We start from the raw sequence: 20,332 nt of genomic DNA on the forward strand, positions 1-20,332 counted from the left end.
TCGGAGATATGCTTGTGTGTGGACTTGACCCGGAGCGGCAGTCTCGACGCTGGTGGCAGGCGCCACTGGTCGGTGGATGACAAGGCTCGCATCGAGAGCAATGTCGTCGAGCATTGATCCGCGCGATTGCGCTTAACCGAAAGAATGCGCTCTTCGCAGGCTCCGAGGGCGGAGTCGAGCATTGGGCCCTCATCAACTCTCTGATCGAAACCTGCAAGCTGAACGACGTCGAGCCGCTCGGCTACCTCGCCTGCGTGCTCACCAGGATCGTCAACGGTCACCCAAACAGCCAGGTCGACGAACTCCTGCCGTGGGCCTACATCCCGGTCCCGAGCTCAAGGCCGCGGCCTGAGACGCCGCTTGCGATAAGACAAATCTGCGGAACCTTCAAACATATTATCAATAGATGAATGACCGTGGAGAGCCTTGGCCATTTTTGCTGCGATCCCATCCTTGGACCGCCGGAAGGTGGAGTTCCCCGGCTTTCTCACGATGGCGGGCTGGCGGCGCCATCGGGATTGAGCAACGAGATCGGGACCTTGTGCCCGATCGCACCATGCGGGCGCACCTCGTTGTAGTATCTGCGCCAAGCCTCCAACTTTTTAGCGGCGTCGGCAAGAGTCAGGAACCAATGGGCGTTCAGGCACGCCGCCCGGAAGCGACCGTTGGACGCTATGATGTAGGCGTTATCCGTTCGCTTTCCCGGCTGGCTGAAGTCGAGCGTAGAGCCCTTCCGGTAAGCCCATAGATCGATGGCGGACGAACTCCGAGCCTTGGTCCAACCGGATCGTCTTTGGATATCCGATGCGAGGGCAGACCTGCTCAAGTGCTTTGACCACGTCCTCGGCGCGATAGCTGGAGCGCGGATCGAGCACCGGCGCGTAGCTTGAGAACGCGTCGACGACCGTCAGGACACGTATGTTCTTGCCGGTGGCGAGCTGATCGTGGACGAAGTCCGTCGCCCAGACGTAAATTGGGCCGAGGGCTTCCTCCCGGCCTTCCCGCACGCCTGGTGCACGCGCCGGTAGGACATTGCAACCTCCTTTGCTTGACTGACGAAGGGGCGGACCATTCTCATTATTGGCAAGGCCCGTCGCCAAGCGCGAAAAGCCGTCGCTCGCCTGCAGAAGGCTTCCAACGGCGAGCGTCTCAAGCCATCCGGCTGGTGCCGCATCACGGTTCGCTACAGACCTCTCTCGGGCATGCGGGTTGCCCGCGAATTGGACCGGCTCATCACCAAGCGCGGCCTGCCGAGGATGGTCGATCAGCGACAACGTCCTAGGCGCGGAACGAAATTGAGCCTGCGGCCAAGGACTCTCTGTTTCTCAGCATGCCCTTGCTGCGTGACGTTGGTCAAGTCGTCGAAACAGGCGGCTTCCACCGGCAAGGGAAAAGGTCTCGTCCATAGCAAACACAGGGTCCGCACGAAGGCGGCCTTCACCGTCCTCAACACGAGCTTCTGATCCAGGCGGAAGACCCGAACATTATCTACAGGGTCATCGAAGCGATGCCCTCACGGCCCTAGCTGACAGAGGTTCTTCCACCTGGCACCCGCCCTTCGACGAAGGGCCGGTAGTCGGAACCACCTTTGACGACAGCGTGCACGAGGCGGGCCATCTTGGCGGCAATAGCGGTCATTGCCTTGCGGCGTAGATCGGGGTTGTCGCGATCCCTCGCAATGCAGCGTTCGAAATTATGACGGAAGCCATTCTCCCGCTGGTGGATGGCGACTTGTCCGGCGATCCACAGGCTGCGGCGCAGCCGAGCATTGCCGAATTTGGAAAGGCGGGTCTGGCCCCGATATTGGCCTGACAGCTGTGTCGAGAGGACCAGCCCACAGAAATTTAGAAACTGGCGATGATGAGCGAAACGGCGAAGATCGCCGGCTTCGGCAATTATGGTCAATGCGTTGATCGGCCCGATACCCGGGATCTGTCGCAGGAGCTGGTAATCCTGGCTGTGCCGCAGCAGTTCGTCGGCCTGCGATTCGATCTCATTGCGTTGCCGGATCAGGCTGCGTGCTTCAGCAATGACCATCCGGAACATACAAATGGCAGGGGCATCAAGCGGCAACGGCAATCCGATCGATGTGCGTGCCGTCTCGTAAATATCCATCAGAATCTGCGTCTTGCTAACCTTGCGGCCGACGACATCCCACGCTGCTGTCACAAACTCCTCCTTTGTCAGCGCCGTGATGCTTGCTGGGGTTAGAAAGGCATGGAGGAAGGCGAAGAACCAATCGCTGCGGTTGTTGCCCCGGAAGCGACCGATCTCGGGAAAATACAGCGGCAGGTAGCGCGATAGGATACGGTGCTGGATCTCGGTCTTGGCCCTGGTGATCGCTTCATGGGTCTTCGACAGTTCCTGCACGGCATCACCTGGGCGTCCTTTGGATCGTTCTTGTCCCAGCTGTTGTGCTCGTGTTCGGGCCAGCGCCAGCGACGACACCAGCCGCAGCTCAAACCCGCTTCAGCCAGGCGCCGTGCTATCGGCCGGTGGTAGTTCCCGGTGGCCTCAAAGGCGCAGACCAGGGCAGCCGTACGCCTGCAGCACTTCGATCAGATGGTCGTGCTCGACACGGGTGTTGAGGACCAAAAGGCGACGCCGGCGCTTGTGGCCTTTTGCTTCGATCAGAACTTCATTGCTCACCTTGCAATGTCGATCGCTACCAGCACCGCGGCGGCTCCGGAATGGGTGTGAACATTCACATTCTAGAGAAACTTTGACTCGCCATGGCCGCCTCGACAGCGGTGCGCGCCTGCAGCGAAAAGCTGCGCGCACTGCTCTCTCGGTCGCCGCGGCTCCTTCATTCCGTAGGTGCTATGGCAGCGAGTTCACCTCGAACGCCATCCTCTGCTGGGCGGGCCAGAACCACTTCGGTTGGCATTACATTGCGCTAGCTTCACAAGATTAGGTTTAGTGGCAGCTCTCGCATTACGAGGTGGTTCGGCGGTAAACTGAGATATGACGTTTGGACACATCGGTGAACGCACCTCCCCCCCAATCCCCCCAACGTTCCACTAGCTTCAGCCCTACGTATTCAGCCATGGTATCGAGCTCCTGGTGATAAACGTAACGAATGTGTTGTGGGAAACGTCTGACCGAGGTCCCAGAAAACCACAGGAGGGTTGAACGCAAGTTCTGGTTTAGCGGGTCGTGAACTTCTGCATTGAGGATGGTATTCTCGCGGTCCACGAGCGTAGTAGTAATTTTCTGGCAGCTGACGAACCCATCCAAGTCTGGAACCCGCAGTTCTATTACCAAAGCTCCCTCGTCGTCTAGCGCCTTCGCGGCAGATCGTAGACAAGCTATTTGTTCTGCGCGCCCGCAGAGCAGCGTGAACGTGCCATGAACGCAATAGACCAGATCGTAGCGTTCCTCTAAGCTGAAATCGGCAATGTCCCCCTTCCAAGCCTTGATCAGATCGGTTCGCTTAGCGAGGAGCTCCAACATGCAGTCCGAATTGTCGATCCCTTCGACCCTGACGCCGCACTCGCTCAATGGCACCGCTACGCGCCCGTTCCCTATGCCTAGCTCAAAAGCAGTCCTTCCGCTCGAAAGCCGCTCAAGAAAGGTGGCGGTTTCGTCTGCCTCGGCTACTTTGCCCATCATATTGGTTAATTTTTCATAGACTGAAGCCAAATTCTCGTCATAGCCGGAATCTCCGAAGACCTTTGATTTTCCTGCTCTATTGAACTTTCGTTGCATCAGATGTCGCCTCATCATTATTTTAAACAGGAGCTAACGTGGCAGTCTCTTTGCTAAAGCAACATACTCTCGTTAGAGAGGATGTTTTATTGCGGTAATTTGATCGCGATTTAGAAATAGAATTTACTCATTTTAATACTTGTTGATTGCAAAAAGACAAAGACTAACAATCACTCTATATCTGTCCACACTAAGATTGGGTTATGTTTTGTTACAACTCTGTCAATTACATAGAATTGTACAAATGAGGGACTCTATCGACATCGTGTGTACCTTCTCAAGTCTGAGTTGGAGCTTTTCCATAACGGGCAATTCTTGAGCTTCCGACTGTGATCCACCGGCAATGCTCGATACAAAAAGTCGAGAGCGGGGAGAGAGAACGCTCGCCGACGAGCCTCACTGTTCTCGGTGCAAATGTCCGTCTCCGCTGCGCTTACCATTGAGCCACATTGAGCCGTTGGCCAAATCGCACGTGTTCGACAGGAGGAAATTTTTAAGGTTTAACCCCACAAATTGTTCTTCGAGAACAAAGATAGCTCGTTATCAGGCTGGTTACAGCTACCAATGTGCGTAGGTGATGTTTAAGCTGGAGCAGATCTTCGCTGGCGCCCGAAGCGCGGTTCGGTGCCGCAAGATTCTCCTACCTTCATGCCGGCGATGGCGGAGGCGGAACCTCTAGCCTGAATATCTCAAAGTGAGAGGTGCATCGGCCCCCAGAATCTGAGAAACTGTTTTTGCAACAAAGAGTTATCAGATCCAAGAACGGGGTTCCGATGCAAACACACTGTATCTCTGACCAGCTCGAATTTGAAGGCTTCGACGCCCACAAAGTTGTCGCCGGTTTCGACCCTTTTCGACCGGGTGGCCGCTTGGTCCATAGACCACCGCGATCCGGATTGCACGGTGCACAGTGTCCAGACGCTGGTCGGACAGCGCATCGCGGCAATCGCGCTCGGTAACGAGGACGTCGACGATCACGATACGCTTCGCCACGACCCGGTGGCTGGCGCTCTTGCCGGAAAGCTTGACGCCGAAGCGCTGCGATTGCGGCATCCTTGCCGGCAAGTCGACGCTTAACCGGCTGGAACACGGCCGCGCCGGGGAGCCGACGCGCTATCACAAGATCCGTCCGACAAGGAGGCGATGGAAGCCCTGTTCGTCCTGGAAGCCTATAACAAGCCGCCAGGCGAGATCGTGCTCGATCTCGGCGCCACCGATGATCCGCTGCACGGCCAGTAGGAAGGCCGCTTCTTCCACGGCTACTACAACTGCTACTGCTACCTGCCGCTCTACGTCTTCTGCGGCCGGCATCTGCTGGCGGCAAAGCTTAGGCGTTCCAACATCGATGCCAGCAATGGAGCGATCGAGGAGGTTGCGCGCATCGGGAGGCAAATTCGCAAGTTTTTGTCCTGGGTCCGCATCATCCTGCGCGCCGATTCCGGCTTTGCCCGTGAGGCGCTGATGGCCTGGTGCGAGCAAAACCGCGTCGACTATGTCTTCGGGGTCGCTCGGAACGAGCGGCCGGAAACGAAGATCGCCCCGGCCTTGGCGGAAGCCTGCCGGTCTTGTAGGGCAAGTGGTCAGGCCGCACGGGTCTTGCGCGACTTCCCGTGGTCGACGAAAGACAATGGTCCCGCCGAAGACGGGTCGTCGCCAAGGCCGAGTGGACGACGCTGGGCGCCAATCCGCGCTTTATCGTGACATCCTCAAGCCGGAGCGCTGGGCGGCACGGGTGCTTTACGAGGATCTCTACTGCGCCCGCGGCGACATGGAGAACCGGATCAAGGAGTGCCAGCTCGACGTTTACGCTGACCGCACCAGCGCCCACACCATGCGCGCCAATCAAATGCGGCTCTGGTTCGCCTCGTTCGCCTATGTCCTGATCCGCGGCTTGCGTCGCCTCGGTCTCGCCCACACCCGGCTTGCCGAGGCCACCTGCGGCACAGGCTTAGCTGCTGAAGATTGGTGCACAGGTCCGCGTCTCGGTGCGCCGCATCAAGGTGGCGAATGGGCTAGGCGTTCGCATCCTGCAGATCAGTATGTCGGTAGGCAGATTGCGACGATTCGCGTCCAATCGGACGGATTGCAAGCCGAGCTTGCCAATTCATAGGCATTAGCTTCCAACAGCTTCAAAAATACGAAACGCGAGGAACCGCGTGAGCGCATCCATGTACGAGATCGGCAGGTCGGTGGACGTTCCTGTAAGTCGTTTTTTCGAAGGCCTGCCCGGAAATGACGCGACCAGCCGTAATGCTTCGCAAGCGATTTCAAACAAATAAATGGCGCGCCCGCTGACGCGCGTGCCCCGCCGATCTGGGTTTTTTGAGCGTATGCTACGCCTGCTGGTGAGAGCCTTGCAGCCATCTCAAAACACGATGGCACCGTCAAGAAGATTATATTGGTGAACTCAACATCAAGTGGCGCATACTTGGCAGGCAGCGAACGAACCGCAACCGCCCGTCAACGCAGTCCGCAAAAATCGAGCGAAGTGAAGTGCAGATCAAAGATGTCCTGCTCGCGTCTGGCAACGGCGCATTTTTCTATGACGATCAGGAAGCCATTAGGTCTGGCGCTATCCAGGACGGCTTCGTCTATGTCGGCAGACCGACAACGCCCGGATTCAAGTCGATTCGTATTCCAGCATCTTCGCTCAGCGTCGGGCTCGTCCTTACCGACGACACCGTTGTTTGGGGCGACATGATGAACGTCCAGTACTCTGGTGCCGGTGGACGCGATCCCGTGTTCGATATCAACGAAATCTCATCTTTAACGTCACGCATCGTCGCGCCGCGGCTTCTTGGTGTGGATGCCTCTCGGTTTCGTGGTTCTTGCACGAATGTCTTGGAATCAGTCGGACAGCAGCGGTTACCTCTGGCTGTTGAATATGGCGTCAGCCAAGGTCTTCTTCGCGCTGCCGCCCATCTTCAGCGCAAAACGATGGCGGAGATCATATGCACGGAGTTTGGTCTGCCGCTGCCGACCCGCGGGGTCCCGATTTACTGCCAAAGCGGTGATGCTCGCGAAATCAATATTGATAAGATGATTTTGAAGGGCGTGGATGTGCTTCCGCACGGACTGATCAACTCTCGGCAGAAATTCGGCGCCGACGGCCAGACTTTCATGGATTTCGTGAAATGGGTTGCAACACGCACGCGAGAAATCGGCCGGCAGGGGTACCATCCGGTCTTGCATTTTGATGTGTATGGGTGGATCGGCCAGGAAATCGGCCTGGACCCGCAACGCATCGCCGACTTTATCTGCAAGGTTGCAGATACCGTTCCGGATTTCACGCTCAACATCGAGTCCCCGGCGGATTTTGGTTCTACGCAAGCTCAAATTGAGAACTATGCCAAGCTCGTATCGATTTTGGACAACAGGGGTTCCAGCGCGCGCCTTGTCGTTGATGAGAGATGCAATACGCTAGAGGATATTCGGCTCTTTGCCGAAGCGAAGGCCACGCATCTGGTCCAAATTAAGACGCCAGACGTCGGCTCAATCGCCGATACGGCGCGCGCAGTTCTCATCTGCAAGGAAAATGGGGTAGGGGCTTATGTCGGCGGGAGCTGTACCGAAACGGATCTCTCCGCTCAGGCTTCAGTCCACGTATCCGTGGCAACCCAGGCCGACATGATGCTCGCAAAGCCCGGGATGGGTGTCGACGAGGCATTCTCAATTGTTGGCAACGAACAAAACCGTTTGTTGGCGATGCTGAACCATCGTCGCAGTCAAAACGAAAACGTTGAAGAAAAGACGCTGTCTGATGCAAAACTCTCTTGAGGGGATTACTGTCGTAGCCGTGGAGCAGGCGGTGGCTGCGCCTTATGCCTCGTCACGTCTTGCGGATGCCGGGGCACGTGTCATCAAGGTCGAAAGGCCCGAAGGGGATTTTGCCCGAAACTACGACAAGTTGGTGCGGGGACAGAGCGCTTACTTCGTCTGGCTCAACCGGGGTAAGGAGTCGGTCTGTCTGGACCTGAGATCGGAGGCGGACCGCTCCGTCCTTGGCGCGCTTATTGCCAGTGCTGACATCTTCATCCAAAATCTGAAACCGGGCAGCATAGAAAAACTTGGTTTTGGGTCTGCGGATCTCCGTCGGCGTTTTCCGCGGCTGATCACCTGCGACATCTCTGGCTTCGGAGAGACAGGGCCGTATTCCCATTTGAAGGCTTATGATCTCATCGTCCAGGCTGAAACGGGTCTGTGCGCTATCACCGGCAACCAACAAGGACCCGCGCGTGTGGGGGTTTCGGTTTGCGACATCTCGGCGGGCATGACCGCGCATAGCGCCATTCTTCAGGCGCTGTATCACCGCGAAGTCACCGGCGAAGGGACCAGCATCCAGGTGTCACTGTTCGATGCTCTAGCCGATTGGATGAACGTGCCGGTTCTGCAAAACGACTATAGCGGCTACCACACAGTACGCGCGGGCGTGAAACACCCGTCGCTGGCGCCATATGGTGCGTACTGTTGCGCCGACGGCAAAGAGGTTGTCTTTTCGGTGCAAAATGACCGCGAATGGGTAAATTTCTGCGAGAAGTTCCTTAAGCGAACCGAGCTGACACGCGCACCTGGTTTTTCCGACAACATGGAGCGCCTCGGTAATCGGGTGCAACTTGACGAGATCATCGCGCTGCGCTTTTCCGAACTGTCCTGTCATGAAGCAATGCAGGAGCTTGAGGCAGCCGGTCTGGCATATGGCCGTCTAAACGAGGTGGCTGATGTTTCTGGGCATCCCCACGTTCGCAGGGTAACCGTTGGCACACCCCAAGGAAATATAGAGACGATAGCGCCGGCGGCGATCTTCAACGCGGAGCGTCCCTCGCTGCGCCCGGTTCCGGCTCTTGGCGCTCATACGCAGACTGTCCGGGAAGAGGTTCTGGGGCGTTTGCGCGATAGGGCCGCGTCAGCATGAGCGCGCATCGTGTCGGTAGGTGGACGCGTTCGCGATTTACAGAAAGCGTGACGGTTCCTTGCCATCCAGTGCGGGCACTCGGCAAACTGGCTGCTACCGCCCTCGCTAACATCGGCCGCAGAGGCACTCCGTGATCAAGGACACCGTTGCGGTCGTTGAAAGCCCGACGTCTGTGCCCCGCTGGAGATCCCTGCTCTTCGTTCCCGCTCACGTTTCCCGCTTCGTGGGGACGGCTCATGAAAGGGGGGCGGACGGCGTCATACTCGACCTCGAGGACTCCGTTCCCCAGGATGAAAAGGCTGAGTCACGGCGGCAGCTCCCTGAATCGGTGGCAAAGGTGGGCCGCAAGGGCGCATCTGTTTTGGTCCGCGTGAATCGTGGTTTGCGGGCGTTGGTGGCGGATCTCGATGCAGCTGTGGTGGCAGGTGTTGATGCGCTCGTCCTTCCGAAGACGGATTCGGCGGAGTGGGTATCAGAGATTGCGAATGCCGTATTGGAACTTGAAAGAGAAAGAAATCTCGTACAGGGACGCATCCGTTTCCTTGCCCAAATCGAGACAGCCGCAGCCCTGCACAAGCTCGCGGCCATAGCGTCGGCCCATCCCAGGATGGTTGCAATGGCGCTTGGCCCTGAAGACTTCAGTACCTCTGTTGGCGGCACGCCGGAGTTCGACCTTCTCTTGGCGCCGAACCTTTCCGTTCTGTTTGCCGCCCGTGCGGCCGGGTTGCTCCCTCTGGGCTTTGTTGGAAGCATCGGCGAGGTTTCAGACACTGATAAACTTCGTGAGGCCGCGGCGCATGCGCGGCGCCTTGGCTTTGCCGGAGCTTTGGCGATCCATCCGACACAGGTCGCTATATTCAACGAGGCCTTCTCCCCGAGCGCACAAGAACTCAAGTGGGCCCGCGATGTCATCGCCGCACAGAACGATGCGGCCGCCTGCGGGCTGTCTGCATTCTCGTTGAATGGTAAGATGGTTGATCCGCCGGTGGTTCGTCGCGCCCACGACATTCTGGCTCTCGCGGGCCGCAACTAACCTACCTCCGATCAAAGGAGACCGGGCATCTTTCCCGCTTGCTGGCCATCTCGTTTCGAGATAAATACGAAGGGACTGGGAAAATGCCTCAGTTGGGTTAAACCGTGGATATCAGGCAGTTAAAATACTTTGTCGGCGTCGTGGAAGCCGGCAGTTTTACGAAGGCCGCTGCGCTCCTTCACGTTGCTCAAAGCGCTCTAAGCCTGCATGTGCGGCAACTGGAGGAAGGATTCGGCACCCAGCTGCTCGTTCGCGATAGGACCGGTGTTAGTGTCACGGCGTCCGGCGACAGGCTGCTTGAGCGCGCCCGGATCATCCTAAGAGAAATTCAGCTCACTGAAGCGGAACTGACCAACACGGTGGCTGCTCCTTCCGGAGAAGTGACTATTGGCATTCCATCAGGCGCCGCTCGCGTGCTTAGTGGTCCCCTGCTTGAATCTGTAAGAAGCGAACTGCCAAGGATTTCGCTTAAGATGATCGAGGGCATGACGGGACCGCTGGAGGAATGGATGGCTGCTGGCCGCTTCAACCTGGCAGTCCTGTATCGCACTGCCGAGAGCGTAGGGCAAATGACGGTGCTGGCCCGCGAAGAGTTTTACCTGGTGGTGCCGCCGGGTGAACCGCCTTTCGAAGATTCGATCCCGCTCGTCGACTTGCACGCCTTCCCCCTGGCGGTTCCCATGCGCAATAACAATGTCAGGCGTTCGGTGGCTGATGTCGTTGCGCAACACGGTTGTGTGCTCGACGTAAGATTCGAAGTCGACTCCCTATCTACGATCATCAATATGGTCATGGAAGGAAAGGCCTATTCTATCCTTACGCCGTCGGCCATTCAGAAAGAGGCGTCACAAGGCCGCGTCCGGACGGTGAAGATCGTTGATCCCGTGATCACCCGGTCCGTTGTCCTTGCCGTTAATCCGAAAGATGAGCGCTCTCCAGCCGTGTCTGCCGTCCGCAACCTGATCCCCAAGGTCGTCAGGACATTGATCGAGAGCGGACACTGGTTAGCCACGGCTCCGGACCGGGCTTAGGCCATTCTTCAAACCAGCTCTTCCAGTGCTATCGCCGCGCTCCTTCGCGGTTGCTGCGCTCTATCAATCTGTATTCGAGATGGTTTTGCTCGACATTCCATATTTGACCAGACGCGACCATCGCGATGAAACTGCAGGGAAGCGAGCCCATGGTCCGGATGTCGGCTGGTATCGCACTGGATTCAGTCAAGCGGAGCGCGCTATGTCCCACGCCACGAGCCATGAGCTCTTTATCAACGGTAAATGGCGAGCCGCTAGTGACAGAGCCATATTGCCCCTTATTAACCCGGCGACGGAGAAGGTATTTGGCTCGGTGGCCTCGGCGACGGTGTCGGATCTGGACGAGGCCCTCGCTTCGGCAGAGCGCAGCCGCAAGGCTTGGTCCTCACGGCCTGTCAAAGAGCGCGGCGAGATCCTCGTGGCAGCCGCCAGGATTCTTGCCACAAAGGCAGGCGACGCAACGAAGGATTTGTCGGCTGAACAGGGAAAGACGATTGCCGAGGCCACAGGTGAGTACGCGCGCGCTGTCGAAACGCTGGAGTGGAACGGCACCCACGCCGAAGAGCTGTCGGCCCCGATTCCGTTGGGCCCGAACAGGATGATCGTGCCGGAGCCCCTCGGTGTCGTTGCGGCCTTCACGCCTTGGAACTATCCCGCCGTCCTCATCGCCCGCAAGCTCGCCCCTGCACTGGCAGCAGGCTGTCCGGTGATTCTTAAAGGTGCGGAAGAGACGCCGAGCGCCGCCGTGCATATCGTTGAAGCCTTGCGCCATGCGGGTGTCCCGGACGGCGTGGTCAATCTCGTCTTCGGTGTACCGGTGCATATTTCGCGCCATCTCCTCAGTTCCTCAATCGTGAAGGTCTTGACTTTCACGGGCTCCACGGCAGTCGGAAAACAGCTGGCCACGCTCGCCGCGAATAATTTGCAGCGCTGTATCCTTGAACTCGGTGGACACTCCCCCGTCGTTGTGTGCGCGGATGCGGACCTCGCACAAGCGATCCCGGCGATCTCGGAATACAAGTTCGAGTGCGCGGGCCAGAGCTGCAACGCGCCGAGCAGGATTTTCGTCGCCCGGTCTCTCTATGAGGAATTCCTATCCCGAATGACGGAAGCCGCCCGCAGGATCAAGATCGGTCCACCGGACGACCCCGCGACGGAGATGGGCCCTATGGCGAACGCGCGGCGGATTGAGGCCATGCAGCATCTGATCCAGGATGCGGTCGATCGCGGCGCCCGCATCGAGACTGGTGGCACCCGACTGGACCAGCCCGGTTTTTACTGGCCGCCAACCATCCTGACACGGGTGCCAAATGATGCCAAAGTGCTTCATGACGAGCCGTTCGGACCGATCCTCACCGTGGCGCCGTTCGACACGATCGAGGAGGCGATCGAAGAAGCCAACGCCACTGAGTATGGCTTGGCCGCATACTTCTTCACCGCCGCCCCAAATGCGAAACGGGCGCTGATCGATGGTCTTTCGGCGGGCGCTGTCAGTGTGAATTACCTGAAAGGGGTTTCGGCAGATGCGCCGTATGGAGGCATTAAACAGAGCGGCTATGGATACGAAGGGGGTGAGCAGGGGGTGCGGAGCTTCCAAAGCCTGAAAATGGTCAACGGCCTCGGCTCATTTGGATGAGATCCGGTGGGAAATAGATCGCGGATCATCGCCGGCACGGACATCTCAAGGAGCGTCGCCGACGCTCTCCAGTATATCTCATGCTACCATCCTCCAGATTATGTTCGGTCTCTTTCGCAGGCGTATGCGCGCGAACAGAGCCCATCGGCAAAGAATGCTATCGGGCAGATTTTGCTGAACTCGCGCATGGCGGGCTTCGGACGGCGCCCGATCTGCCAGGACACCGGTCTTGTGGTGGTCTTTGCAAAGGTGGGCATGGGCGTCCGCATTAAATCAGCGGCGAGTTTCGCCGACCTCGTGAATAGAGGCGTTCGCCAAGCATATCTCGACCCCGACAATCCCCTCCGACCATCGATCGTCTCGGATCCGCTTGCCGGGCGGGTGAACACGCGTGACAACACGCCGGCAGTCGTCCACGTCGACCTCGTGCCTGGTAACCAGATTGAAATCACCATCGCAGCGAAAGGGGGCGGGTCCGAAAACAAGGCACGTTTCACCACCCTTAACCCGAGCGCGTCGGTTGCCGACTGGGTTGTCGACACCGTTTCGACCCTTGGCAGCGGGTGGTGCCCACCTGGCCTCATATCGGTCGGCATCGGTGGCAGCGCTGAAAAGGCTATGCTGCTGGCCAAGGAGGCCATGAACGAACCCATCGACATGTCGGAACTGATCGCCAGGGGGCCATCTAGCGCGGAGGAGGCACTGCGGATTGAGCTTTATGAGCGAATTAACGGGCTAGGCATTGGCGCTCAGGGCCTGGGTGGCCTGACAACAGTGGTGGACGTTAAGGTTGCAACCTATCCTACCCACTCCGCATCCAAACCAGTCGCGCTCATTCCGCAATGCGCCGCCAACCGGCACCTGACGTTTACATTGGACGGCACAGGGCCGGTCCAACTCCAACCGCCCGACCTTTCTGAATGGCCACAGATCGGAAATGAAGACTTGCATACTGCCGACGTCCGACGGGTTAACCTCGATGCGCTCACAAAGGAAAAGACAGCGTCATGGCGCTGCGGGGAAACCCTTCTTCTGTCCGGAAAGATGCTGACGGGCCGTGACGCCGCTCACAAGCGAATGGTCGATTTGATCGATGCAGGCGAACCGCTTCCCGTCGATCTGCGAGGACGCGTGATCTACTACGTCGGACCTGTCCGAGCGGTGAGGGATGAGGTCGTCGGGCCGGCTGGCCCAACAACCTCCAGCCGGATGGACAGTTTTACTGAAAAAATGCTCGCCGCGACGGGGCTATTTGCGATGATCGGCAAAGCGGAGAGGAGCCCGGCGGCCATCGAGTCGATTGTCAGACACAAGACGCCCTATCTCATCGCAGTGGGTGGCGCTGCGTACCTGATTTCAAAATCGATCAAGACCGCGCGGATCGTGGCCTTTGAAGACCTGGGCATGGAAGCCATCCATGAATTCGAGGTGCAGGACATGCCGGTTATCATGGCAGTCGATGTTGCAGGAAACTCTATTCACAATTCCGGGCCGATCGAGTGGCGTAAGCGCATGGCTGCCGATACGATCGCGCGCAATATTGGGGTTTGATTATTCCCGTTAGGTAACCCGTCCTGTGTCGCCTAGGCATAGACTATCAAAGGCAGTGAGAAGCATTGTTTTCGTTCCGGGCAAGCTGTGCGCATGGGCTAATGTCTACACCAGCATCGCCTGCGACGAAGACAACGCTAGGCTGGCACGACCGGACCATGGATGCAGCTGGCGCCGGAACCAAGCAGACTAAACGTAAAGCCATATTTAGCCCGGCAACGCCATGAAGTCGAAACCCGACACGGTTCGCCTGGACGCATGGGACCTTCGCATCCTGGCGGAGCTTCAGGCACACGGTCGGATATCAAAAAGCGAGCTTGCGAAGCGCGTCCATCTGTCGGCGTCGGCTTGCTCGGAGCGGCTGCGCATACTCGAAACAACCGGGGTTGTTGAAGGCTATTACGCGCGGCTGAGTCCATCCCTCACCGGGGGCGTGATTTTCGTAATGGTGGAAGTCGTTCTGGATCGTCACCGCCTCGAAGACCAAAGACACTTTGAGACGGCAATTCAAGGCATCTCCGAAATCTTGGACTGCTGGGCGATCGGGGGCCGGGTCGATTACCTGATGCGCGTTGCAGCTCCTTCTATGGCTGCCTACCAGGAATTCATGGAGGGTTTGCTGCAGGTTGGACTCGGGATTGACCAATATTACAGCCTCATCGTGACGAAATCCGTAAAATCCAATTCGCCCATTCCGTTGACCGCGCCGAGACAACGGTGAGTTCCGAGTCCGTGTTTTCGACGGAGTTTGAAGCAACTTCCGTGGATCCATCGGCCACGGACGTACATTGCCGTGGAACGTGAAGTGGGACCGTCGGTATAGTCAGCCTTTGACGAGCGGGACGGAGTGTTTCCGCCGGGCGATCAACGGGAGAGCGACAATGAGCCTGACCAATCTGGGAACCAAGCAAGTCCAGGAAAAGGATCGGAGCTACGTCTTTCATCCGTCCACGCATTTGGCAAAACACAGCCGCGGCGAGACGCCAAACCGGATCATGGCCGGAGCGGAAGGCGTCTACATCTGGGATACCGAAGGCCGAAAGAGCCTCGACGGTTTCGGTGGGCTCTACTGCGTCAACATGGGATATGGATGCACGGAGATCGCTGACGCCATTGCGAAGCAAGCGCACGACCTACCGTTCGCTCATGTCTATGCCAGCCAAGGCACAGAGCCCGTTGCCCGCTTAGCGGAGGCCGTGGTCGAATATTTCGGGCAAAACATGCAGAGAGTTTATTTTGGCTTGTCCGGTTCCGATGCCAACGAGACCAACATCAAGCTCGTCTGGTACTATAACAACATTCTCGGTCGCCCTGAAAAGAAGAAGATCATTTCGCGACATCGTGGCTATCACGGATCCGGGCTGGTCACCGGAAGCCTGACAGGTCTTCCATTCTTCCATAAATTTTTCGATCTACCTTTGAACCTCGTGCGCCATACAACGACTCCACATTATTATCGTCATGCGCATCAGGGCGAAACCGAAGAAGCCTTCTCCCAACGCTGCGCCGATGAACTTGAAGCCCTCATTCTTGCTGAGGGGCCCGATACGGTTGCAGCCTTTATCGGAGAACCGGCACTTGGGACCGGAGGCATCGTTCCGCCCCCCCGGGGGTACTGGGCGGCCATTCAAAAGGTGCTGGACAAGTACGATATTCTTCTGATCGCCGATGAAGTGGTTTGCGGCTTCGCACGAACCGGTGCGAAATTCGGCTCCCACCTCTATGGCATGCGTCCGGATTTCGTCACGATCGCCAAAGGCGTCAGTTCCGCTTACCTCCCCATCTCCGGGTCAATTATCGGCGACCGCGTCTGGTCGGTCCTGGAAGAAGGAACAGAGAAGCATGGGGCTCTCGGCCATGGCTGGACATATTCGGGACATACGCTTTGCGCGGCAGCCGCACTTGCCAACATTCAAGTCCTCAAGGAAAGAAATATCCTGGAGCATGTCCAGGATATTGGCCCCTATTGGCTTTCCCGCATGAAGGCGGAACTGGAGGGACATCCCATTGTCGGCGAAGTTCGCGGCGTTGGAATCCTGTCCGGCGTGGAGCTGATGCGGGATCCCAAAGCCCGCATACCTTTTGAGCCCGAGCTGCAGGTTGGCGTGCGGGCCGCCGCCGCCCTGCTTGAGAACGGTGTCATCGGCCGGGCCATGCCGCACAGCGATACTCTCGGCTTTGCCCCGCCACTGATCATCACCCGGGACGAAGTCGACATCATCGTCGATGCGACGACAAAGTCTGTTGACACGACGTACCGCGCCTTGAGGGCCGAAGGTGCGGTTTAATCTTTGCGAGCGAAACGACTTTTGTCGCGGCTGTTGTCCGGTCCTCCCATTTGACCGCGGATGTTGCGCCGCGAGCCCTGCCGGCGCACCTCCCCGCCGGCAGGGCCTATTTCTGAGGCGTTGCAGGTCCTCCGCATCGGCCCAATGTATTGTTTGGGAACTACGATAATGATCCTTAACAAGCCACTATGATGCCGAGCATCTGGACTTGCTGCCACCTGCAGGCAAGTTGCCGAAAACCCAGGCAAGTTTCTGATAAGGGCAGACATGCAATCTGTCTTCGAAAGATTTTTGGAACAGCTTTCGGAAGGCGTCGATGAGGTCGACTTCCGCAGCGCCCTGGCCTATTTGAGCTCACAACTCGACCTGCTCGCCTTCGCCTATCTGTCGCTCCCGCCGCGGCAAGGTGACAAGCCCACGCTGATCTCCAACTATCCGACGTGCTGGACGGCGCGCTATCTTGAGCACAAGTACCAGAGCATTGATCCCGTCATCGTGCGCGCCCGGGGCGGCGGATCCCCCTTCCGATGGGGCTCCTCGCTACCGGGTGTTGAGCCATCAGAAGCTCAGCATAGGCTCTTCGACGAAGCGGCGCAGTTCGGCATCTGCTCGGGTTTGACGATCCCGATTGTCGATCTTCGAGGCAATTTCGCGGCGATGACCTTTGCCGCTGACAAGCGTGATGCTTCATTTATCCGCGCCGCGGAACGCTATGAACACGGTCTCCCTTACGTTGCGACCTGTTTTCATATGTTCGTGCGTCAGAAGCTTTCGGCTGATCGACTGGTGGATGGCGTCTTGCTGACGGCGCGAGAATACGAGTGTCTGCAATGGGCCGAGAAGGGCAAATCCAATCGGGATATCGGCTGTATCCTGGGAATCACGCGGCATACGATAGCGTTTCATCTGGCGAACGTCCGCAGGAAACTTGACGTTAGCACGACCAGACAGGCAGTTGCCCGTCTCGCGGCTTCAAATTCTTCGCGTTGCTGAAGCTGGCTATACCTCCGCAACTATATAGGCTGCCATAGCGTGAAGCTTTGTCTCCAATGACGGGGAGATTTCCCCGAAAAGGAGGCTTCCATGATCCAACTGATTGCACCAGACTGCTATGAGGACTTTGCCGATGACCTGCATGCCATGCATCGCCTCCGCTACCGTGTCTTCAAAGAAAGGCTCGACTGGCAGGTAAGAGGCGGTGGCTACGAAATCGACTCATTTGACGCATTGAGACCGCACTATCTGTTGCGGCGGGGTTTCGAGTGGCGGGTAGATGGTTGCGTGCGCCTTTTGCCCTCGACTGGCCCGACGATGCTTCGCGATACCTTCCCCATGCTATTAGACGGAAAGAGGGCACCCGAGCATCCACGCATCTGGGAAAGCAGCCGCTTCGCGCTCGACATTGCCTCGTCGGCACTGAAGGGAGCGGGCGGCATTGCGGTCGCTACCTACGAACTCTTCGCCGCCATGATTGAGTTGGGCCTCTCACACCAGCTCAGCCACATTGTAACGGTCACCGATTTGCGCATGGAACGCATCCTTCGCCGCTCCGGCTGGCCGTTGGAGCGCATTGGAGAGCCGCACACGATTGGCGCCACCCGCGCCTTGGCCGGCTATTTAGAAGTGTCGGAAAAGATGCTCCAGGCGGTTCGGCAAAACGGTGGGATTGCCGGTCCGGTGTTATGGGCGCCGGTACTTCGCAGGGTGGCATGATCACGGCGGGAGCAGAGGCATGCCATATTTGTCGCCAGATGACGATCATCATGAATGGTAGGATCGCTGCTCCTATGCCTGCACCGCTCACTTGCATTAAATGGCTGGGCCTGGGAGTTCTTGCGTCGCAATCCCGCATTTCGGGTGATCTGGTCTCTGCCCTCGAGCAGACATTACGCTGTCGCGCGAAGCCTCTATCGACGTGACCGCTTCGGCCGGGGATCTTTCGCCCTGGAGTGTTTTGTTTCGCACCGTACGCCCGTAGCGCGGTCGTGCTCTGGTCCGCGCCAGTGCGCAAATGTATTACGGTCGTCTCGGAACCGCCTTCTGCATCGCCAGCGCGTCGCCGTTCCATCTGACGTCATTGTCATGTCGAACGACGGTGCTGGTTGGCCCGAGGAGAATCAGCACGTCCATCTTCGCACTGCGTGGCGCATCATCAGCTTGTCAGCTTGCAGTTTCTGAAGCGGATATTCTTCAGACAGCTTGCCTTCGTGCTGAGGCGATCTGGCCAACGGGACTCAAAGCACCCCGGAGAACTACTCGCTTATTTCGGCGCGAAAGACGCGCAGCCCGATTGAGGTTCGTTCTTCGCGCCCTCGGCTCGCTGGAGCATCCCACCACGAAATCGCTGAGGCGCTGATTCGCGAAGGGCGCGATCAGACCGACTGGAAAGATCTGGCGATCATCTGCGCGATCGCATTCGCTCGTGGCCTCGCGCTGATGAATGGCGGGTACCGGACTTTCTGGTCAGAATAGGCGTCGCGACCCGTGTTGCAGTTCGTTCGGCGAACAGTTGCTTGCAACCGGTCGTCACCATCCAGTTCGCACGGTTAATATGGCTGCGGACTACCTTGCGGGCGCGCACCGGTTCAACGATCGGGTCGATGCCGAGAATGAGATTGGCCATTTCTTCCACGCCGACATTGTCGGCGCAGGCGTCGAGGATGACCAGGTAAATGCTGCGATGTTGCCTGTCGTAGCTCGTGATGGTGTCTGACCAGTGGACAACGTCGCTGAGCTTCGCGTCTTACCTGCTCCCGTTGTTCGATTCATGGCTGCAGCGCACCTCGCCAGTTAAGCGCTATCCACGCAACATATCCCAAAATGGGATAATCCGAAACCGAGATTAGTCGCTGAGCCGGTTTTTACCTGACCGGTTCCCTCTAATGCCCAAATCACTTCGGTCTCCCCGTCATCAGCGATTCCTGGCGCAACTGATATCGCTGCGCAATGCAAAAGGACTGACCCAAGAGCAGGTGGCCGAGAAACTTGGCCGGCCGCAATCTTTCGTGGCCAAGTACGAAGGAGGAGAGAGGCGTCTCGATGTCATTGAGTTTCTCGACGTAACCGCGGCGCTTGGCGTTGATCCGTGCGAAATTCTGGCCAGGCTCCGGTCATAGCAAGCGGCCGCGTGCCTTAACGCGCGCGGAGTCATCGACGAGCCCTTCTGGCGCGCTCAGGCGGTCTCGGACATCCGACCCGACCTGACAAAGAACGCCGCGCCAGACTGACATTCTTGTTGCGCTCGGATGACTCGCTGGAAGCATTCGGCCATCGAGACGCGCTCTTCGGCGAATGGAGCGCGTCCAGTCCGACTGAAACTACCCTCCCTATCGCGTCCGTGAACTAACCGCCGCTCTGATACTGCGTGACAGCTGCGGGTCCTCATCTGCGTCCCGGTCGCTGGGATGCGGTCCGCCGTAGAGGGCGGGCCTTTCAGGTCGCTTTTGCCGACCCCGCTTCCAGTTCCAGGGAGGAGGGCGCAACTGCCGAGTGGAGGACCGGACAATGCGTGCCAACAGTGTTCCGGCAACCGCCGGGCTGGGACGGCAAGGTCGGACGCTCAGGCGCTTGCCTCACCAGATCAAAGCGCGTCATGCCGGACTTGAGCGCGGTGGCCTGCTGCCGGTCTCGTGGAGACCGAGATAAGGTGTTTAGCGGAACTGGAGAGTGGAAATACAGCGAAGGAAGTTCAGCCGCGAGTTCAAGCTTGAGGCAGTGAGGCTGGTGAAGGATCGGGGTGTCGTGGTGACCTTTTTTAGGATGTCGCGCTCCGCCTTCAGCTTCGCGACTTCACTGCGCAGCCGATCAATCTCGAGCTGCTCAGGCTTCATCTGCCCCTGACCGGGAAACGCATGCTGCGGATCGGCCAATAGCTCGCGCACCCATTTGCGCAGCACATTCCCGTGGAGATCGAGGTCGCGGGCCGCCTGGGTAATCGCTCTTCGGGCCGGATGCTGCTGGCACATCCTGCGGAGTCGTATCAAAGCTCGCTTTTGATGCGGTCACCGATCAGTTCCCGTTCGAGTGGGGTGTCCAAGCTTTGAACAGCACTTGAACCGGGTCAATTGAAAAGAACGTGTCCGAGGTTTGCAGCCACCGTCAACCACGCATATTGGTAGGTATGCCGCCGTTGAGGAAGAGGTATGTTTGCTCAGGGTGAACTAGTTGTGGAAC

14 protein-coding genes and 5 pseudogenes are annotated in these 20,332 nt (G+C 58.1%); 15 read left to right on the forward strand and 4 right to left on the reverse strand.

The window, feature by feature from the left end:
* Positions 1 to 99 precede the first annotated feature (99 nt).
* Positions 100 to 410 (forward strand): annotated as a pseudogene (locus tag WDX12_RS15335) (transposase domain-containing protein); the annotation flags it as partial.
* Positions 411 to 487: 77 nt separating this feature from the next.
* On the opposite strand, the pseudogene WDX12_RS15340 reads toward WDX12_RS15335, so the two are convergent.
* The 3 genes and pseudogenes from WDX12_RS15340 to WDX12_RS15350 all read right to left on the reverse strand — a co-directional run.
* A pseudogene (locus WDX12_RS15340) lies at positions 488 to 1,007 on the reverse strand (integrase core domain-containing protein); the annotation flags it as partial.
* Between the two features lie 489 nt (positions 1,008 to 1,496).
* Positions 1,497 to 2,708 (reverse strand): annotated as a pseudogene (locus WDX12_RS15345) (IS110 family transposase).
* A 226-nt stretch (positions 2,709 to 2,934) separates the two neighbouring features.
* Positions 2,935 to 3,708: a class I SAM-dependent DNA methyltransferase gene (locus WDX12_RS15350; protein WP_434725431.1), complete on the reverse strand. Its 774-nt coding sequence runs from the start codon at positions 3,706 to 3,708 to the stop codon at positions 2,935 to 2,937.
* A 773-nt stretch (positions 3,709 to 4,481) separates the two neighbouring features.
* Between WDX12_RS15350 and WDX12_RS15355 the strand changes: the two are divergent.
* From WDX12_RS15355 to WDX12_RS15420, 14 genes and pseudogenes are all read left to right on the forward strand, one after another.
* Positions 4,482 to 5,714: pseudogene (locus tag WDX12_RS15355) on the forward strand (IS1380 family transposase); the annotation flags it as partial.
* Between the two features lie 487 nt (positions 5,715 to 6,201).
* Positions 6,202 to 7,485 (forward strand): methylaspartate ammonia-lyase, encoded by a 1,284-nt coding sequence (locus WDX12_RS15360; protein ID WP_434725432.1) that lies wholly within the window; start codon positions 6,202 to 6,204, stop codon positions 7,483 to 7,485.
* Positions 7,469 to 8,620 carry a CaiB/BaiF CoA transferase family protein gene (locus WDX12_RS15365; protein ID WP_434725433.1) on the forward strand — a complete coding sequence of 384 codons (1,152 nt, stop codon included), beginning with the start codon at positions 7,469 to 7,471 and terminating at the stop codon, positions 8,618 to 8,620. The genes WDX12_RS15360 and WDX12_RS15365 overlap by 17 nt, the downstream gene beginning before the upstream one ends.
* Positions 8,621 to 8,750: 130 nt before the next feature.
* Entirely contained in the window at positions 8,751 to 9,653 is a 903-nt protein-coding gene (locus WDX12_RS15370) for an HpcH/HpaI aldolase/citrate lyase family protein (RefSeq protein WP_434725434.1), read from the forward strand.
* A gap of 104 nt (positions 9,654 to 9,757) precedes the next feature.
* Complete coding sequence (locus WDX12_RS15375) at positions 9,758 to 10,684, forward strand: LysR family transcriptional regulator (protein WP_224687269.1); 927 nt, start codon at positions 9,758 to 9,760, stop codon at positions 10,682 to 10,684.
* Between the two features lie 202 nt (positions 10,685 to 10,886).
* Positions 10,887 to 12,320 carry an NAD-dependent succinate-semialdehyde dehydrogenase gene (locus WDX12_RS15380; protein ID WP_434725435.1) on the forward strand — a complete coding sequence of 478 codons (1,434 nt, stop codon included), beginning with the start codon at positions 10,887 to 10,889 and terminating at the stop codon, positions 12,318 to 12,320.
* A 6-nt stretch (positions 12,321 to 12,326) separates the two neighbouring features.
* Positions 12,327 to 13,871, forward strand: a complete 1,545-nt coding sequence (locus tag WDX12_RS15385; protein ID WP_434725436.1) for a fumarate hydratase — start codon at positions 12,327 to 12,329, stop codon at positions 13,869 to 13,871.
* Positions 13,872 to 14,094: 223 nt separating this feature from the next.
* Positions 14,095 to 14,592: an Lrp/AsnC family transcriptional regulator gene (locus WDX12_RS15390; RefSeq protein ID WP_434725437.1), complete on the forward strand. Its 498-nt coding sequence runs from the start codon at positions 14,095 to 14,097 to the stop codon at positions 14,590 to 14,592.
* Positions 14,593 to 14,752: 160 nt separating this feature from the next.
* The gene (locus tag WDX12_RS15395) at positions 14,753 to 16,159 is read left to right on the forward strand and encodes an aminotransferase (protein ID WP_434725438.1); all 1,407 of its coding nucleotides are present in this window, start codon (positions 14,753 to 14,755) and stop codon (positions 16,157 to 16,159) included.
* A gap of 267 nt (positions 16,160 to 16,426) precedes the next feature.
* Positions 16,427 to 17,152, forward strand: a complete 726-nt coding sequence (locus WDX12_RS15400; protein ID WP_434725439.1) for a LuxR family transcriptional regulator — start codon at positions 16,427 to 16,429, stop codon at positions 17,150 to 17,152.
* 90 nt (positions 17,153 to 17,242) lie between these two features.
* Entirely contained in the window at positions 17,243 to 17,872 is a 630-nt protein-coding gene (locus WDX12_RS15405; RefSeq protein ID WP_434725440.1) for an acyl-homoserine-lactone synthase, read from the forward strand.
* 576 nt (positions 17,873 to 18,448) lie between these two features.
* A complete protein-coding gene (locus WDX12_RS15410; RefSeq protein ID WP_434725642.1) occupies positions 18,449 to 18,631 on the forward strand; it encodes a DNA -binding domain-containing protein in 183 nt (60 codons plus the stop codon).
* A gap of 79 nt (positions 18,632 to 18,710) precedes the next feature.
* Positions 18,711 to 18,872 (forward strand): hypothetical protein, encoded by a 162-nt coding sequence (locus tag WDX12_RS15415; protein WP_434725441.1) that lies wholly within the window; start codon positions 18,711 to 18,713, stop codon positions 18,870 to 18,872.
* A gap of 169 nt (positions 18,873 to 19,041) precedes the next feature.
* Entirely contained in the window at positions 19,042 to 19,275 is a 234-nt protein-coding gene (locus WDX12_RS15420; RefSeq protein WP_434725442.1) for a helix-turn-helix domain-containing protein, read from the forward strand.
* A gap of 633 nt (positions 19,276 to 19,908) precedes the next feature.
* Here WDX12_RS15420 and WDX12_RS15425 read toward each other — a convergent pair.
* Positions 19,909 to 20,097: pseudogene (locus WDX12_RS15425) on the reverse strand (transposase); the annotation flags it as partial.
* Positions 20,098 to 20,332 lie beyond the last annotated feature (235 nt).

Origin of the sequence: Mesorhizobium sp. RIZ17 (genome assembly GCF_051127865.1) — a bacterium.
Classification (GTDB): Bacteria; Pseudomonadota; Alphaproteobacteria; order Rhizobiales; family Rhizobiaceae; genus Mesorhizobium; species Mesorhizobium humile.

What these genes read in the sequence shown, in the direction of transcription:
- WDX12_RS15400 (WP_434725439.1), top strand. Translation starts at nt 16,427, where the DNA reads ATGCAATCTGTCTTCGAAAGATTTTTGGAACAGCTTTCGGAAGGCGTC.
- WDX12_RS15395 (WP_434725438.1), top strand. Translation starts at nt 14,753, where the DNA reads ATGAGCCTGACCAATCTGGGAACCAAGCAAGTCCAGGAAAAGGATCGG.
- WDX12_RS15380 (WP_434725435.1), top strand. Translation starts at nt 10,887, where the DNA reads ATGTCCCACGCCACGAGCCATGAGCTCTTTATCAACGGTAAATGGCGA.
- WDX12_RS15405 (WP_434725440.1), top strand. Translation starts at nt 17,243, where the DNA reads ATGATCCAACTGATTGCACCAGACTGCTATGAGGACTTTGCCGATGAC.
- WDX12_RS15350 (WP_434725431.1), bottom strand. Translation starts at nt 3,708, where the DNA reads ATGCAACGAAAGTTCAATAGAGCAGGAAAATCAAAGGTCTTCGGAGAT.
- WDX12_RS15415 (WP_434725441.1), top strand. Translation starts at nt 18,711, where the DNA reads ATGGCTGCGGACTACCTTGCGGGCGCGCACCGGTTCAACGATCGGGTC.
- WDX12_RS15390 (WP_434725437.1), top strand. Translation starts at nt 14,095, where the DNA reads ATGAAGTCGAAACCCGACACGGTTCGCCTGGACGCATGGGACCTTCGC.
- WDX12_RS15365 (WP_434725433.1), top strand. Translation starts at nt 7,469, where the DNA reads ATGCAAAACTCTCTTGAGGGGATTACTGTCGTAGCCGTGGAGCAGGCG.
- WDX12_RS15420 (WP_434725442.1), top strand. Translation starts at nt 19,042, where the DNA reads ATGCCCAAATCACTTCGGTCTCCCCGTCATCAGCGATTCCTGGCGCAA.